This window comes from Acetobacter sacchari (genome assembly GCF_017377715.1).
Taxonomy (GTDB): Bacteria; Pseudomonadota; Alphaproteobacteria; order Acetobacterales; family Acetobacteraceae; genus Acetobacter; species Acetobacter sacchari.
Genome location: NZ_JAFVMF010000014.1, coordinates 25,370 through 41,778, shown reverse-complemented (window position 1 = coordinate 41,778; position 16,409 = coordinate 25,370). Strand labels below are relative to the sequence as shown.

At 61.0% G+C, this 16,409-nt stretch carries 14 protein-coding genes; 4 read left to right on the top strand and 10 right to left on the bottom strand.

The features are described 5' to 3' along the window. Positions 1 to 179: 179 nt before the first annotated feature. The 3 genes from J2D73_RS13380 to J2D73_RS13370 form a co-directional block, all read right to left on the bottom strand. Positions 180 to 1,346, bottom strand: a complete 1,167-nt coding sequence (locus J2D73_RS13380; protein ID WP_207882029.1) for a mechanosensitive ion channel domain-containing protein — start codon at positions 1,344 to 1,346, stop codon at positions 180 to 182. A 99-nt stretch (positions 1,347 to 1,445) separates the two neighbouring features. Continuing rightward, positions 1,446 to 2,378: an SDR family oxidoreductase gene (locus tag J2D73_RS13375; RefSeq protein WP_207882028.1), complete on the bottom strand. Its 933-nt coding sequence runs from the start codon at positions 2,376 to 2,378 to the stop codon at positions 1,446 to 1,448. 60 nt (positions 2,379 to 2,438) lie between these two features. Then, positions 2,439 to 3,014: a DedA family protein gene (locus J2D73_RS13370; protein ID WP_086643154.1), complete on the bottom strand. Its 576-nt coding sequence runs from the start codon at positions 3,012 to 3,014 to the stop codon at positions 2,439 to 2,441. A gap of 387 nt (positions 3,015 to 3,401) precedes the next feature. On the opposite strand from J2D73_RS13370, the gene J2D73_RS13365 reads away from it, so the two are divergent. Both J2D73_RS13365 and J2D73_RS13360 read left to right on the top strand, forming a co-directional pair. Next, positions 3,402 to 5,381 (top strand): S9 family peptidase, encoded by a 1,980-nt coding sequence (locus J2D73_RS13365; RefSeq protein WP_207882027.1) that lies wholly within the window; start codon positions 3,402 to 3,404, stop codon positions 5,379 to 5,381. Between the two features lie 554 nt (positions 5,382 to 5,935). Further along, a complete protein-coding gene (locus tag J2D73_RS13360) occupies positions 5,936 to 7,279 on the top strand; it encodes a sugar porter family MFS transporter (RefSeq protein ID WP_207882026.1) in 1,344 nt (447 codons plus the stop codon). Positions 7,280 to 7,297: 18 nt separating this feature from the next. On the opposite strand, the gene J2D73_RS13355 is transcribed toward J2D73_RS13360, so the two are convergent. Next, entirely contained in the window at positions 7,298 to 8,665 is a 1,368-nt protein-coding gene (locus J2D73_RS13355; RefSeq protein WP_243429942.1) for a cytochrome-c peroxidase, read from the bottom strand. 47 nt (positions 8,666 to 8,712) lie between these two features. Here J2D73_RS13355 and acpA point away from each other — a divergent pair, with 47 nt between their 5' ends. Both acpA and J2D73_RS13345 read left to right on the top strand, forming a co-directional pair. Next, positions 8,713 to 10,257 (top strand): acid phosphatase, encoded by a 1,545-nt coding sequence (gene acpA / locus J2D73_RS13350; protein ID WP_207882025.1) that lies wholly within the window; start codon positions 8,713 to 8,715, stop codon positions 10,255 to 10,257. Between the two features lie 26 nt (positions 10,258 to 10,283). Continuing rightward, positions 10,284 to 11,078, top strand: a complete 795-nt coding sequence (locus J2D73_RS13345) for a DsbA family protein (protein WP_408736845.1) — start codon at positions 10,284 to 10,286, stop codon at positions 11,076 to 11,078. Positions 11,079 to 11,260: 182 nt separating this feature from the next. On the opposite strand, the gene J2D73_RS13340 is transcribed toward J2D73_RS13345, so the two are convergent. The 6 genes from J2D73_RS13340 to J2D73_RS13315 form a co-directional block, all read right to left on the bottom strand. Continuing rightward, a complete protein-coding gene (locus tag J2D73_RS13340; RefSeq protein WP_207882023.1) occupies positions 11,261 to 11,836 on the bottom strand; it encodes a hypothetical protein in 576 nt (191 codons plus the stop codon). Between the two features lie 38 nt (positions 11,837 to 11,874). After that, positions 11,875 to 13,017 carry a baseplate J/gp47 family protein gene (locus J2D73_RS13335; protein WP_207882022.1) on the bottom strand — a complete coding sequence of 381 codons (1,143 nt, stop codon included), beginning with the start codon at positions 13,015 to 13,017 and terminating at the stop codon, positions 11,875 to 11,877. Position 13,018: 1 nt separating this feature from the next. Then, complete coding sequence (locus J2D73_RS13330) at positions 13,019 to 13,375, bottom strand: phage tail protein (protein WP_143217304.1); 357 nt, start codon at positions 13,373 to 13,375, stop codon at positions 13,019 to 13,021. A 38-nt stretch (positions 13,376 to 13,413) separates the two neighbouring features. Further along, the gene (locus J2D73_RS21175; RefSeq protein WP_207882021.1) at positions 13,414 to 13,962 is read right to left on the bottom strand and encodes a phage baseplate assembly protein V; all 549 of its coding nucleotides are present in this window, start codon (positions 13,960 to 13,962) and stop codon (positions 13,414 to 13,416) included. Beyond that, entirely contained in the window at positions 13,959 to 15,008 is a 1,050-nt protein-coding gene (locus J2D73_RS13320; RefSeq protein ID WP_207882020.1) for a phage late control D family protein, read from the bottom strand. Before J2D73_RS13320 ends, J2D73_RS21175 begins: the two co-directional genes overlap by 4 nt. A gap of 344 nt (positions 15,009 to 15,352) precedes the next feature. After that, the gene (locus tag J2D73_RS13315) at positions 15,353 to 16,273 is read right to left on the bottom strand and encodes a hypothetical protein (protein WP_207882019.1); all 921 of its coding nucleotides are present in this window, start codon (positions 16,271 to 16,273) and stop codon (positions 15,353 to 15,355) included. Positions 16,274 to 16,409 lie beyond the last annotated feature (136 nt).

Here is a 16,409-nt window from a genome sequence, read left to right as displayed (position 1 = left end):
CGACGGCGGTCGGCGCGCACATTTCGTTCTTTCTGGAAGCGCATCTTTTCGCCCGAAAACATGGCGTCTCCGGCCCGCGCGAACAGACGGTTTGAAGTCCGCGTGCTTACCAGCGCTCACCCCAAGTTTCAATGCGCAGCGGCGGTAGACCGCCGCGCGCAGAGTGTGCGGCGCAAAAATCAGGACGGCGGTGGCGGGGTCCGGCTGGTCGGCAGGAACGGGTCTGCGTCGGGCGGCAGCCCTCCCGACGCATCGCCGCCAGGCAGAAAGCGGGTCTGAGGGAAGGCTTCAGGGCAGTTTTCCCGGATCCACGAGACGATCCCCTCGCGCAGCGCGCAGCGGAGATCCCAGCTTCTTACGGCGGTGCGCGCGCCCGCCGTGATGCGGATCATGATCGTACGGTCCGTCGCGTCGGCGACCTGCACGCTGAAGTCCTTGCCGTTCCATTCGGGGCATGTCCGCACGATTTCGGCAAGCCGGGCGCGGATGCGGTCCATTGGGGCGACGAAGTCGAGATAGAGATAGACTGCGCCGACCAGTTCGGCGGAGTTGTAGGTCCAGTTCTCGAACGGATTATCCAGGAAGTAGGAAAGCGGGACGATCCTGCGGCGCTTGTCCCAGGCGCGCAACACGACGTAGGTCGCGTTGATTTCCTCCACCCATGTCCAGTCTCCGTTGAAGGAGATCATGTCGCCCATGCGAATGGGCTGCGTCACCGCGATCTGTACGCCGGCGATCAGGTTGGAGAGCACGGAACGGGCGGCGAGACCGACGATGATCGAGGCTGCCCCCGCCGAGGCCAGCAGGCTTAGTCCGTATTGGCGCACCGGCTCGAAAGTCATCAGCGCCGCGCCGACGGTCAGCACGCCGATGACGATTTCCGCCATGCGTTGCATCAGGCGGACCTGCGTCAGATGCTTGCGCCCCTGGATATCTTCCTCCCGGTCGTCGCCCGAGGCGCTCCAGCGTGTGGTGTAGGCCGAGGCGGTGATGCGTGCGCCGAGACCAAGGCCAAGGCCGAGCGAGATCACCAGCACGACCCCGAGCAGATGCGCCAGTCGCTCGAGCATGACCGTGGAAAAATCCAGCGCCGGTAGCGCCGAGAGCATCACTGTAGATGCTATGACAAGTTGGATCGGGTGGCGCAGCCCGCTGGCGAAAGCGTGGATGAACGCGCCCCGGCGCTGGCCCTTCAGGCGGGCGAGGATACGGTTGGCGACGATGCCGCAGGCTAGTGCGGAGAGGCCGCCGAGGCCAAAGAGGATGAGGAGGGAGGCGAAAACGGGAGGAAGCCAGTCGAACATGCGGCGAAGATCTGTAAGCGCCGAGATGTAGTCATGCCTCACGCAATCGCTCTCCTTGAAGGGGCCTCAACAGGCAGTGGTGTGCTGCGACGCCCGAAAAACCGGCTTGGCGTCTGTCCCGCATTCGGCTGCGGGTTTTCATCAGGCGAACGTTACGCCTGTCAATCGCTCGGATACGTCCCACAGGCGACGAGCGGTCGCCGTGCCACGCGCCGAAGGCGGGATAATCGCGAGGCCAGGCGGTCCGCGCCGTTCGCCCCGGTCGGAGGGGCCGTAATACAGTCCGTCTTCTGCTTTTGGCGACGCCGCAGCATAGATGACGGGGCGGGCGCCGTCCTCCGCCGATTGACCTAACGCACCGAACGCAAGCGAGATCACTCGCTCCGACAGTTTTGCGCGCAACGCTGTGGCGCCGAGCGAAGGGCCGTTGAGGCCGATGCTGGTGCGTGACCACCCGGGGTGCGCCGCCCGTACGTGCAGGGGCAATCCGTTTGCATGGGCCTTGCGCGCGAGTTCCGTCGCGAACAGGAGGTTCGCCAGCTTGCTTTGGCGGTATGCGGTGAAGGCGCTGTAGTGATAGCGGGATTGCAGGTCGTCGAACTGGATGCGTCCGCGCCACGCGGCGAGGCTCGCGACCGGGACGACCGTGGCGCCGCCTGGCGAGGCGCGTAGAAGCGGCATCAGGCGCGCGGTCAGCGCGAAGTGCCCAAGATGGTTGACGCCGAGTTGCAGTTCGAAGCCGTCAGCGGTTTCCTGCCGCATCGGTGGAGCCATGACGCCCGCGTTGTTGACGAGGATGTCGAGCGCGGCCTCTTTCCCGGCGAAAGCGCTGGCGAAGGCCGTCACATCGTCAAGCGAGGCCAGGTCAAGGAAAGCCGTCTCTGCCTGTGCGTGCGGGATACGGGCTTTCAGGCGAGCCAGCGCTTCCTCGTTACGTGTCGGATTGCGTGCGGCGAGGACCACGCGGGCGCCCAGAGCAGCCAGGCCGCAGGCGGCCTCAAAGCCAAGGCCGCTGTTGGCGCCGGTCACCAGAGCCAGCTTGCCGTCAAGGCGCGTCATCTCGGGTTGCATCATCGCTGCACCTCGTCGTCTGACGCCGTCGGCGCCCCCGTTATCCGTCGCCGGACGGTCTTGTCAGTGTTTCAGGCTGGCGTCCTTCTCGGCCGCCTCCTGCGCTTCTGCAATCAGCCGATGCTCGTTCTTCTTCAGAAAGAGGAACCCTCCGGCGATCCCGGCGATCGCGAGCGCTGCGGCGCCATAAGCGATCGGGCCAGACAACTGAAGCACTTCATGCCCGAGATAATAGGTGCAGAGCGAATAGCCGCCGGCCCACAGGATGCCGCCTAGGGCGTTATAGAACAGGAACGTATGCCAAGGCATATGGTTCGCCCCTGCGAGCAGCGCGACGAAAACGCGCAACACGGCGATGAAGCGGCCAAAGAATACGACCACTCCGCCGTGCCGTCGGAAGATGTAACGTCCGACCAGCAGACGTTCAGGCGTCAGGCCGACCTTCCCGCCGTAACGGCGCAGCATTCTGAAGCCGAGGGCCTTGCCGATGAGAAAGCCGAAATTGTCGCCCATGATGGCGCCGATCACCGCGGCCCCGGCGACCCAGTAAATGTCGAGCTTGTGCGTCGTCGCGCAATAAAGCGCGGCGGTGATGATCAGGCTCTCGGCTGGCAGCGGCAGGCCCATGCTCTCCAGCATGACGACGACGCCTATCACGCCGTAACCGTATTGGGAGAAGAGCGAATCCAGAAAATGTAACAGCGTCAGGCGCCCCGTGCTGGTCGAGCAAAGCGCCTGAGGAACCTTCTGCGCTCATCCGTGTCAAGTCCGGGCAGCCTTTCTGTGGAGCCGGAGGTGGCGAGCCAAACGCTTGGAATGAGGAAGAAGATCCAGACGATCGGTGCGTTGCGCGGCGGATAAAGTGCGGCGGAATGATCGAATGATCTGGCCAGCTTGTGGGTCATCGGTTTTGGGGGCGACGTCAGGGCCTCCGGGACCGGGCGGCTTGCAGGAACCACTCCCCATGGCCAACCATAGGAGGAATCCGGTGGGCGACGCACGACCTGCCGGAATGAAGGAGGCCCGATGCCGAAACACCCGACGCCTTGCGGCGCGTGGCCGTCCCCGGTGACGGCGGCGCTGGCTGCGGGCAAAACCGTGACTCTCTCTTCCGTGACCGTTAGCGCGGGCGCTGTGTTCTGGCTGGAGCGGCGACCGGCCAATGGCGGGCGAACGACGCTCGTGGGCTGGTGGGAGGGCGAGGCTCCTCAGGATCTGACCTCGTCCGGCTTCGACGTCGCCACGCGCGTCCACGAATACGGCGGCGGCGCATATAGCGTCGCCGGGCGTCAGGCGGTTCTCAGCCATCGTGGCGACGGCGGCGTCTACGTGCTGAGTTTGGGCGAGGGCGGAACGACGCCGAATCTCGTGCTTGTCGCAGCCGGCGATGGGTTGCGTTATGCAGATTTTGCGGTCGACCCGTGTGGCGACTGGATTGTCGCGGTGCGGGAGGATCACAGTGTCGAGGGCGAAGCGGAGAACACGCTGACTCTCCTGCCCACGTCGCCGAACGCTGTTGTCGATGGCGGAACGGTGATCGCGCGTGGTGCGGATTTCTACACGTCGCCCCGGTTTTCGCCCGATGGCCGCTATCTGGCGTGGGTCGAGTGGAGCCACCCATCCATGCCATGGGATGAAACACGGCTTCGGGTGGCGCAGGTCGTGCGTGCAGACGGAACGTTGCGGCTCGAAAAAATGCGGACATTGTCTGGCGGCGCAGAATCCGTCGTCGAGCCACGTTGGCTAGACGACCGGGCGCTGCTCGCGGCGACTGATCGTGACGGCTGGTGGAACTTGCACCGTTTTGATGTCGTGACTGGAGAGAGACGCATTTTCTACGCTGCGGCGGAGGAAATCGGGCAGCCGCACTGGGTGTTCGGACAACAGAGCTTTTCTATTTTGCCAGATGGCCGCGTTGTCGCGCTCAGCGTTCGTAACGGCCGGGCGCGCATGCTTCTGCTTTCCCCGGGGGCGGAAGGCGATGCGATGGCGCGTGAAATGGATCTTGGCGCTCCGGAACAATGCCCGGTCCTCGTCGCCGACAGGTCGTCGCCCGTTTTTGCTTGGCTGGACGCGCCCTCTGACCGTCCGGCGGCGATCGTTGTCGGGCGCGAAGGCGAGTTGCCGCGCGTGCTGCGGGCGGCGACGACGTTGCCGTTCGCAGCGGATGACATTGCCGTGGCGGAGGAGATTCGTTTTCCGTTGCCGGACGGCGTCGAGGGGCACGCACTGTTCTATCCCCCGACCAATGCGTGTTGTACGGCGCCCGAGGGCGAGCGGCCGCCGATGATCGTCACGGCTCATGGTGGTCCCACGGCGCGGGCGAGCGAGGCGTTCTCCTTCAAGGTCCAGTGGTGGACCAGTCGCGGGTTCGCCGTGCTTGATGTCAATTATAGCGGCTCGACGGGGTTCGGGCGGACGTACCGCAAGCGGCTCGATCTGGAGTGGGGCGTCCGGGATGTCGCGGATTGTGTGGCGGCGGCCCGACATGTTGCGGGAAGTGGCGTGGTCGATCCGGAGCGGATCGCGATCCGGGGCTCCAGCGCTGGAGGGCTGACTGTTCTGGCGGCGTTGGCGGTGTCCGACGTCTTCGCTGCGGGCGTCAGCCTTTATGGTGTGACTGACCTGCGGGCGCTGGCGCAGGAAACGCACAAGTTCGAGGCGCGTTATCTCGACGGGCTTGTCGGGCCGTGGCCTGAGGCGGAGGCGGTCTATCGTGCGCGTTCGCCTCTGTTCATGGCTGATCGCATTCGCGCGCCGGTTCTTCTTCTTCAGGGGCTGGAGGACAGGGTCGTGCCTCCGGGGCAGGCGCGCGCGATGGTTGAAGCGTTGCGTGGTGGGGGCACACCGTGCGCCCTCTATGAGTTTCCGGGGGAGGGGCACGGCTTCAGAGACGAGGCCACGATCGCGAGAGTCTTTCAGATCGAGTTGGATTTTTACGGGAGGGTTTTCGGTTTCGAGCCTTCAGGGCTTTCGCTTGTCGCTGAGGATCGGGTCACGCTCTAGAGGGGGCGTCCCTCCGCGCCGGATCAGGATTGCGCATCCTTGCTGTATCTTCGCCCGTTTTTCTTCACAGGAAAGGGTTTCATACGTTTGCTGCTGCGGGTGTCGTCGTCTGACTGGAGATTTTCGCCTGAGTAAGGCGCGGTTTGGCAGGGGGACCATATGGACCGCGGAGGAGAGGTTTTTGGAGGATAAAGAGCCCGGCGCATTGTCGTTTGACGTAGTGTCCAGCCGTTAACGGCGGAGGGGGTTCGAGAAATTCTTTTCGTTCCTTTTTCCTCGAAAAGTCAGCACTGTGGTGGCGCAGGGGCGCCCGCCGCACGAGGCGGGCGTCTGAAGCTTCGCGCGAAGGGCTGGCGCGGCAAGGTCGCCGCAACTCTTTCGGAGGGAGATTTTTCTTTTCCTTTCCCGCTTCCATCAAGGAGAATCTTGAGTGGAGGTTCTGTTTCGACGTGGAGAGGACGTTTCGTTGTAGCGGAGCATCGGCATGTTTTCGTTACGATCAATAATAGCGAACGCACGACGTTGCGTTTAGAAAAAGATCGGATTCTGGACGGATGAATGACAGTCTTCTCGTCGGAGTGATCGCCGTCGTCGCGGCTACCGGCGGTCTTCTTTTCGGTTACGACACCGGGATCATCTCGGCAGCGTTGTTGCAGATCACCCACGTCTTTTCCCTGTCCGTCCCCGGACAACAGATCGTGACGGCGGCGATCGTCGCCGGGGCGTTGGTCGGGTGCGTCGGCGCGGCGCCTTTTTCGGACCGGTTCGGCCGACGCCGGACGATCATGCTGGCGGCGGCGATCTTTCTTGTGGGAACGATCGGCGCGGCGGCGGCGCCGGACACGATAGTCCTGACACTGTCGCGTTTTGTTCTTGGTTTGGCGGTGGGTGCGTCGTCTCAGATTGTGCCGGTCTACATTGCCGAGATCGTTCCGGCTAACCGGCGTGGGCGACTGGTCGTCCTGTTTCAGATGGCGGTGGTCACGGGCATCACCGTGTCGTTCGTCGCCGGGTATTTTCTGCGCGATCATTCGTGGCGGCTGATGTTCGGGCTCGGCGCCATTCCGGCGGTCGTGCTGCTGGTCGGGATGCTGTTCCTGCCGAACAGCCCGCGTTGGTCGGCGCTTCGGGGCGACTTTCCTGCGGCGCGCGCCGTGTTGCGGCAGGTTCGGTCCACCGAAGACGAGGCCGAACGCGAGCTTACGGAGATCATAAACGCGCATGACGCTGAAGCTGGCTGGAAGGAACTGGCCAAGCCCTGGCTACGGCCTGCGATCGTGGCGTCCGTCGGCGTGGCCCTTCTCTGCCAGCTGACCGGGATCAACGCCGTGTTGTATTATGCGCCGACGATTTTCTCCGGCGTCGGGTTCGGCGAAGGGTCGGCGCTGCTCGCTTCGATCCCCATAGGGTTCGCGATGGTCGTCGCGACTGTTTTCGGAAGCTGGGCCGTCGATTCATGGGGACGGCGCAAGCTGATGCTCGTGTTCCTTCCGTTCGCGGCGTTGTCGCTCGTCGTGCTTGGGTTTGTCTTCATGATGGGCGCGACGCAGGGCGCCAACCCGTGGGTCGCTGTCGGCGCGCTGGTCGCCTATGCGATTTTCAACGCGGGCAGCCTGTCGGTCGCAATCTGGCTGATCGGCGCGGAGGTGTATCCGCTGTCGGTTCGCAGCAAGGGCATGAGCCTTGTCGCCGCCAGTCATTGGGGCGCCGATCTCATAGTCTCGCTGGTGACGCTATCGCTGATCCAGTTCATGGGGCCGTCCGGCACGTTCTGGCTGTTCGCCGGGGTCAACGCCGCTGCCGCCGTGTTCGTGTATTTCTGCGTGCCGGAGACGCGGGGACGCTCGCTTGAAGAGATCGAGGCAAGCCTGAGGGAGCATCGGTTCACGGAAGCCTGAAAGCTGCCGGGCGCTTGTTCAGCGGGCGCTTCCGGAGGTTTGGTCGTCTGGTTTCCAGTTATCGGTCAGGGTGCGCAGAAAGGCTGCGATGTCGTCAACATCCGCATCGGTCAGACGCGGGGCGTCTCCCGGTTTCCCGCCGAAGGGTGGATCGTTGTTGATGTTGCTCCAATAACGACGAGGTAGGTCGTCATAGGGCCGTACGCCGTCTGATCCGTGTGGGTGCCAATGCGCGGGATCGGTGTCCCGCGTCACGTAAAACGCGATTGCGTCGCGCAGGTTATGCATGACGCCGTTGTGAAAAAAGCTCGATCGCAGAGCGACGTTACGAAGGGACGGCGTACGGAAAAGGCCGCAGTATTCGGAGCGGTCGAGGAAATCTTTCCGTAGGGGGCCGCAGAGGCCGAGATCATGGAACTGCGGGTCGCGGTTCGCCGGTATGTCGCGGTTCCTGGGAACAGCCAGCGCGATCATGCCAAAATCGGAAAATAGCGGCGGCGCGCCATCTTTGCGAGGTTCGCTGATGTGGCAGGACGCGCAATTGCCCTTGGCCGGGTCTTCGAACGCAGCGAGGCCGCGCGTCTCCGCAGGAGACAGCCGCGCCTTTCCAGCCAGATAGAGATCATATTTGCTGTTGAACGGATAAAACGTCTTCCAGTCCTGTTCGTACGCCTCGAACGCGTCCTGCGCGACGGACAGGCGCGATTGCAACGCGCCCGACCGGATCGGCAGTCGGAGTGCGTCCAGTTCAGAGCCGTAACCGGCGCCGACCAGACGCGCCTCGGCGTCCTGCGGCGTTCGGTTCGCCATTTCGTCGGAGGAAAGCAGCGGGATAAGCGACTGAGCCGCCCCCGTGTCGACGCGCCCGTCCCAGGTCAGGCCCCCGGTCGGCCCGTTGTCGATGCTCTCGTCGGCCTCGTCTTCAGAGTCGAAGGCATGTTCGGTGAAGCGTGGAACGGCGGCGAGGTAGGTCAGGGACGGCGGGGCGCGAAAGCTGAACCGGGTCATCGCGTCGCCACCGGGCTCGACGGCGCGGGCGTCCGGCGGCGCGAAGCCATGGGCCGGGTCATGGCATGAGGCGCAGGACTGGCGACCGGAGGCGGAAAGGCGGGGATCTCGAAACAGACGCGCGCCCAGATTCGACAGCGTTTCTACGCGCTTGAAGGCGTTTTCACGGGACAGGGCGGCAGCGGACGCGTCGCGGCTGATGGGCATTGCGAGTCCGGCCAGAACAAGTCCTGCCGTAATGTGGCGGGGCAGAGCGATGCGTGCAGCCGCGCCTGTGACTGTCACGCGCGTCAGAGCGGGCTTCGCTGGCGTGTGTTGTTTTGGCGGCGAGGTGGTTGGCCGCAGTTTTCGCTTCCGATACATTGCCTTCGCACCCATCGACGCGGCGTCGCCTCGTTCGAAAATCAGCCGAGGAGACTGACAATATGCGTCGCACCCCGCAAGCCGGGCTTGCCCTGCTGGCCGCCTGCGCTTTTGCGCCGCCCCCGGCGGCGGGCGCAACCGCCGTTGCAGGCCACGGTCTTGAGCAGATTCAGACGGTCGTCGTCATTTACGACGAGAACCGCTCGTTCGACAGCCTCTACGGGCGGTTTCCTGGCGCCGATGGGCTGGCGCAGGCGCCGGAGTCCGCGCGTCTGCAGCGTGACCGCAATGGCGAGGTCCTGCCGGAACTGCCGCCTGTATGGGGCGGCGTGACGATGCCCGGCGTCACGCCTCCGGTGACGCAGGCCATGAGCGCGCACCTGCCAAATGCGCCATTTTCGGTTGACGGCAAGAATGGTCTGAACGTTCCCGATTCAGCTGTGACGGCGGATCTGTGGCATCGGTTCTATCAGAACCAGATGCAGATCGACGGTGGTCTGAACGACAAGTTCGTGGCGTGGTCCGACGTCGGCGCCATGCCGATGGGGAACTGGGACGGCTCGCACATGAAGATGTGGGGCATCGCGCGACGTTACACGCTGGCGGATCACTTCTTCATGGGAGCGTTCGGCAGCTCCTTCATGAATCATCAGTGGCTGATCTGTTCTTGCGTTGCGTTTTATCCGCACGCGGATCAAAGCCCGGCCCAGCCTTTGATCGCGGTGACAACAGCCGACGGACGGGCCTTGCAGGTGGCGGCGAACGCGCCTGAGTCTGCTTTGGGCGGGCCGCCGAAGTTTGTTCATGACGGCAATCTGACGCCGGATTTCTACGCCGTGAACACGATGCAGCCTCCGTACCAGCCGAGCGAAAACCCACCTGCGCCCGGCGACGATCCGGCGCTGGCCGACCCTGCGAAGAAGACGACGCTGCCTCCGCAGACCGCGCCGACGATAGGCGACGTCATGACTCGCGCAGGCGTCAGTTGGGCGTGGTATTCGGGCGGGTGGGATTATGTTCTGACTCACGGGTTGCGGTCGCGCGAGGTGCAGTTCCAGACGCATCATCAGCCGTTCAACTACTTTCTCGCCTACGCTCCGGGCACTGCGGCTCGGCGAGAGCATCTGCGCGACGGCGGGATGGCGGGCGCGGCGCTGCTCGCCGACATCGACGCCGGACGTCTGCCGCAGGTTTCCTTCTACAAGCCGCAGGGGACGTTGAACGAGCATTCCGGCTATGCGGACATCATGTCGGGCGACGCCCACCTGGCGAACTTGATCGAGCATCTGGAGCGGAGCCCGCAATGGGGCCACATGCTCGTGATCGTCACCTATGACGAGAACGGCGGCCTGTGGGACCATGTGGCGCCGCCCAAGGGCGATCGCTGGGGGCCGGGCTCCCGCGTGCCGGCGATCATCATCTCGCCCTTCGCAAAACGGGGCTTCGTCGATCACACTCCGTATGACTCTGGTTCCATTCTGCGGTTCTTGACCCGTAGGTTCAGTTTGGACGTGTTGCCGGGGCTGCAGGCGCGCGACGCTGCAATCGCGGCGCACGGCAATGCACCGTTGGGGGACTTGAGCAACGCGCTGGCGCTGGGGAAATGAGGCCGGGTCGTGCGACATTCACAAGCATGGCCGGCTGGGTTACAGGATCGAATATGACGCGCTTCCCAAGGCTTCGCCTCTCTTTGCTCACCGCCGCGATCGTTGGCGGTCTTGCGGCTTTTCCTGCCGACTCCTCTTGGGCGGAGGACAGCTTTACGCCAGCGCAGCGGCAGGAAATCGTCGCCATCGTGCGCAATGCGCTCAAGACGGACCCGACGATCCTTGCCGACGCGATCACCGCGATGCGCGCGGAGACGGAGGCGCAGCAACAAGCCAAGGGTCTGCAGGCAGTGCGCGCCAACCGCGCCAAGCTCGCGGGATCGTCCGGCGACATCGTTCTGGGCAACCCCAAAGGCTCCCTTTCGGTCGTGGAGTTCTACGATCCGCGATGCCCTTATTGTCGCAAGGTTTTGCCGGATCTTGATAAGCTCGTGGCGGCCGAGCCCGATCTGCGGCTGGTTGAGAAGGTTGTTCCTGTTCTTGGTCCGGCGAGTCAGATGGAAGCGCAGGCCATTGCCGCTGCCGGGCTGCAAGGCGGCTACCTCAAGCTTCAGCAGGCGCTCATGAGCGACTCGCAACCGGCTTCGATCGCGCGGATCCGGGCTTTGGCGACCGCTGCGGGTCTGGATGCGGACAGGCTTGAGCGGGATATGAAGGGGCCGGACGTCGCTGCGATCCTGCACGAGAACATGGATCTGGCGCGCCAGATAGGGCTGGAAGGCACGCCGACATTTCTGATCGGCGAGAAAGCGATCATTCCGGGGGCAGCGTCGTTCGAGGATCTGAAGTCGTCAGTGGACAGTCTGCGCAAGCCGGGTTGAATTTTTGGCGGCGTTGAAGTCTTGAAGCGGATAGCTGCGCTGTGAACTCACCCGTTCGCCTGAGGCATGATTGCTCTGAACAGGTCGAGTTGAGCGCGTTCTCGCTCGTCAAGAGAGAGAGAGAGCGATGGCGCCGCCAGATATATCCGATGGTTTCGCGAAATCGAAGTTCGGGGCGTTTTTCAGTCAGTTGTCTCCATTACCCTGTAAAATACGTCCACGCCTTCGGCTTTCGTATCGACGATTGTAGCCTTCAGCGCGTCTGAGTCGGTTCCAGCAGGCGCCTCGACAAAGACGGTGGCAGGAGACGTTCGTGAGCCATAACGGTGTTTCGTCGTGTTGTAGCCGTCGCGCCCATAGCATCCGCTATCCGGTGCACGCCACGGTTCAAAAATGGCCACGTTCGGCGCGATGGCCTGAAGCTTGCTGACAAGAGCTGGTCTGGTGTTGCGAGGAGCTATGAGCGTCTGCTGGATTCGCGTGATATATGCGGTATCCGTTTCGGAAGTGACTCGTGCGAGATCGCTTCCAAAGTAATCTGCTGCTGCAGCGTCAATAAAATTTCCTGTGCTGCTTTGCAGACGCGCCTGATTCGCAGTGTAGGCGAGCAGTGCGTGCAATTGAGCCCAGGGCCACGCGAATCCGGTCAGCAGGCCGTCCAGAACGGGCGTGCTGTTTTCTTCGGTTGATGGAAACCATCCTTGCGGCAGCACTGCGCGGATACGCGCGGCCATATCCTCAAGATCGCCGATCGCCATGAGTTTTCAGATCCTGTACTGGTATATATTCCGAATAATCACGAACTGATCAGTGTGACCGTCACCGATGCGGCGCGCACGACACTTCCTGTGTCGCCGCCGATGTCCGCTGCAGCTCCATTGACGGTAACAATCCCCACACTCTTTACGAGGGTTCCCGCCGCCGTAAGTGCAGCGCTGGAGATTCTTGTGTAACTACAGGTGGCGCCGACCGCGAGGGCGTTGACGTATGCGAGAACGCCACTTTCCACGGCGGTTTGCACAGACGCCAGTGCGACGCCGTCGGCGAGCGTGACAGGCACGACGATTACCGCCGGAACCAGCGCTGCGCGGATGGTGGCCGTCTCGACGCCACAGGCGCGTTGCGCTTCGATCGCCGCCTCGACGCTTGCTACGGTGGCGTCCGGGGCGTCGCCCGAACCGTCGTCGATCGCTGCGAAGAAAAACCCAGGACGATAGACACTATCGGGCGTAGTATTTTCGATGACCTGATAAGTCAGGTTAGACGATACGCCAGCGATGGCGCCCTCAACGGCCTTCAGGGTCGCGGAAGACAGGGACGCGAACCAAAGAGTCACGCGCGCTTTCACAGCCGCGTCGCTCTCCTGATCGGATCCGTTTGTGGCGGCTGCGAGATTGGAACAGGTGTCGATACCAGAGATCTGCGTGCCCAGAAGATTGAGCACGCCCGCTGTCACGTTCCCTGTTGTTCCTGTGGCCGAACATTGAACCGGGCAGGTGATGGAAGCGACTCCCTTTGCCCGGATATATCCGCCGGCGGACGTCGACCAGTAGGGATTCGACGTGTCGGACACTACAGAAAATGAAACTGTCCCATCTGAGGATTTTACGATCGCTCCGACAGGCACGACGGCGGACGAACTCTGTGGCGCGAGACAGATGAATGTCTCGGTAGTGGTGGCGGCAGTCGCGCCCAGCCGGCTCATACCGAACTGGGCGATCCATGAATCGACATCCTCGCCATAAGAGGAAGCCAGACGCGTCGTCGCCAGAACCTGAAGCAGAAGATATTGCAGCCACAGTGCGACCGTCGCATTGGCTTCCATCAGGGAGCGTGAGACAGAACCAGTTGTGAAGTCGAGAAGGGACTTGCAGGCGCCCTGAGCGGCGGCGGCGGCGTTAGACACCATGGTCGAAAAATTTTGGAGCGAGGGAGTCATATCAAAGTTCCAGCGCGACAGTGTCGCCTGTTTCCGTGTTCCTGTATGTTATCGAAATACGCGTAATGCTTTGCCCCGATCTGGTGACGGATACGATCGGCGCGGGTGTCGAAGAGACCGACGCTTCAAGCAGGATTTGTTGGGAAATCAATGTCTCCAGATCCGCAGGAACGTCCGAGCCTCCTACTCGACCCGGAAGCCCCGCCCCATAAGCGAGAGAAAATATGTAATCTCCCGCATTCGTCGCAAGACGGCGAAGAATCCTCTGGTTCGAAGCGTCAACGCCTGACGCTACCGCAATGTCGCCCGAGGAGCCCAGGGTCAGATCCGAACCCGGGACATGATAGGCGTCAGGCATGTTCTCGTTCCGATCGTTTGATGTGCGTGCAAGGGATGTCATCCTGAAACAGGCGTGCCGGAGACGCTTGACCCACTTTGTACGCCGCGGTGTATATGTTGTTCCAAACTAACCCCGGACGTCGAAATATCGCCCTGAGCGTTGATGGTTCCCTGAACGGAAACATCTCCGCGGATAATGAGGGGGCCGACGACAGTAACTCCGCTTTCAGATACTACGATTTCAGTATCGGCAATTTTCACGCCAAACTGCCCTGCCTGAAGCACGGCGTCTCCAAGCGCCGAGAAAGTAGGCGGCATCGAGACGGCGTCGAAAATTCTTGTTATTACGATATAGTTGTCCCCATCGCCCTGTACTGTCTCAACAAGGACATGAGATCCTAGTTCCGAGGGCGCGTAGCAGACAGTCGAACCCACGGCGATCGCCGTATCACAGATCCAGCCTGTTTCTGTGTTCTCGGGTTGAAGCCTTACCTTGACCAGTCCGGCAGACGGATCGACGGCGCTCACGACGCCAAGTCGAGCGCGTCCTATCCTGCTGGCGTGCGCATGCATTTGCATGTCGAGGACGCTACGTAAGCTACTCACGAGGCATCCTTCAGATTGCTTCTGTTTCTCAGGGTAATATTTTGCGCTATGCGCGGGCCGTTCATAGAGAGAATGACTTCATCAACGGTGTATGGAACTCCGTCAAATGAAGTTCCGGTTCCTTGAATGGTCACGCGTTGGCGCGGCGATATGGACAGAGACGGATGGACATTCATGGACAATGTCCTGGCATGAGCCATCGTTTCATTGTACTTCTGTCGCGCCAGAGCGGCGCATTCATCCAGCGTTGTGCCAACAGCGGCGGTATAAGCGTAGCCGAGACCAGCTGCTGATATGTCCGACGGGTAGGTCGCGGAGTGAGAGATTCTCTGCCGGGCGTCCCATGCAGAAACGGTTACTGCGGTGCCGTCAGAATATGCGATCCTTCGAGAAAGCCCGAGATTCCACACAGACGAAACGGGATATTTTGTTTCTGAATTGGCCTGCTTCCAATTCAAATATAAAATCTCACTGTTTTTGTCGGGGGCTTTGAAGTAAAGAGTATTTCCGTCGACCCATAGGTCGTAACCATATCGTCGCTGCATTCCGACGCAGAAATCCCATGCCGTCTGGAATCGGTGCATGCCGCGAAGGCCGTGAGCTTTGTGTTCGTACTGATAGAATTGTCCGACGAGACCGGATGTCGCATCGACGTCCGGTGTCAGGCCAGCTTCCGTAGCCAACTGAGAAATTGCGTCTGAAGCTGTAAAATTTAGAAACGATTTCCCGGAAAGTTCACGCTCAATGAGTCGTGCTGATCGGTCTCTGCCGGAGACGACCACTTTGTTACCTGCGGGGGTATAGTGTGCGTGATCGACAACGCCTCCAAAGAGAAGAGAATAGGGTTGGGTTCCCTCGTCTTGGCCAGGTGGAAGGAATCCTAGGTAAATTTCTATAGGTAATTCAAATATTCCGACATCAGGATCGAACCAGTGCGGAGATGACGCCTCCACCGGTAAAGTTAAGGAAAACGTACCAGATTCAGACAATCTTGTTTTCTTTATATGAATGTTTGAGGCGTCAGGCAGCACCGTTCCGTTAGTCATGACCAGAAGGCGAGGTCGCACCACTGAATCGCCTACGGCTACGGGCTGGTTTAATGTAAGCATGGGTCATTTCTCGCAATGTGGGGTGGCGCGTGGATTCAAAATTAACTGGTTTTCGCAGTATTCTGAGAATCGGGCGTCACGTAATCATGTCTGATCAACGCCTCCAGATTGGGTCGCATCGACTGATGGCACTGCTATGGTTATGATTCCAGGAATCCAGATATCGCTAAGTCCATTGAGGCTCATTATTCTGTTGGCCTGGGTTGCATCGCCCAATAGACGGGCGGCGACATGCCACAAAGATACATCAGAAGGACCAATAGTTTGAATATTCGCCATAGTCAGGATTTTATCGTCAAATTTGATGCGCCAGTTGCAATGTTTACATTTGCCGTTGCGCGAGTGACGTAAGCGTTGGCAGAGGCGACAGACGCCAAGATACCGGAATGTCCTACTGCAGCCGATAGGGCGCTCATGCTGCCGACGACATCCGGTCCCGAACTTTCTGCAATAGAGGAAAGCTCCTGCCCTGATAGACCCATCATGGAATACAAAGATGAGCTCAGAGCACTCAACTGCTCTCCGGCGCCGTTGAGAGACGACGTGGAACTCGTAGACGAAAGACCTCCCGCGACTGTTGCTGCGCCGGTTAGCTGAGCGTATAATGCTGTCATAGAATTCCCCGTTCCAAAAAGGCTGGCTAGAGGAGTTATTTGGCCAGCGTAGACGCCCGCCGCCGACGTTATCCCTGCGGCATATGAAGCGAGGGAACTCATCGCGGTGGAGAGTGTTGACACTGCCGTCGCTCCGTCGGAGCCGATGAGGTTGGCCAGTGCGGATTTTGTGCCGTTAAGCGGGTTTGGCCTGGTGGGTACAACCTCACACCTTATGTTGTAAGGAACAACATTTCCATTTTCTGTGTATATTGCCTGAAACGACGTAATGATTACCTGTCTCGACAACGCGGCGCCGACAAACGAAAGCACGTTACCCACGCGAGCCATAGTTTCAAGAGCCTGGGCGCGCGTCACGGCGTTAGACCCACGGAAAAGGCCGCTCCACTCCAGAGGGGCGTCGAAATATCCTTCTTGTGATATCGTCTTGGCTCCTCCCGGAGCCCATGAAACTGAGGCACTCTGAATTCCTCCCCAAGGTAAAAAAGAGGGAACCTCAGTGTCGAGAAAAATAAAAGAACCGAGAGAAAACGCGCGCGCGCTTGAAAGGGATGCGATAGCAGAGGATGTTCTTAGTAAACTCGTCATGTATGCCATCCTGGATAGCTAGGTGCTGCTTGTGGCCATGACAGTGTGGAATGCGTTGGTGCGGCCGATAGTTCATTCACCAGATGAAGGGTCACGGCATCAGCAAATTCACTTATACTCGGTTGGTAGGTCGCTG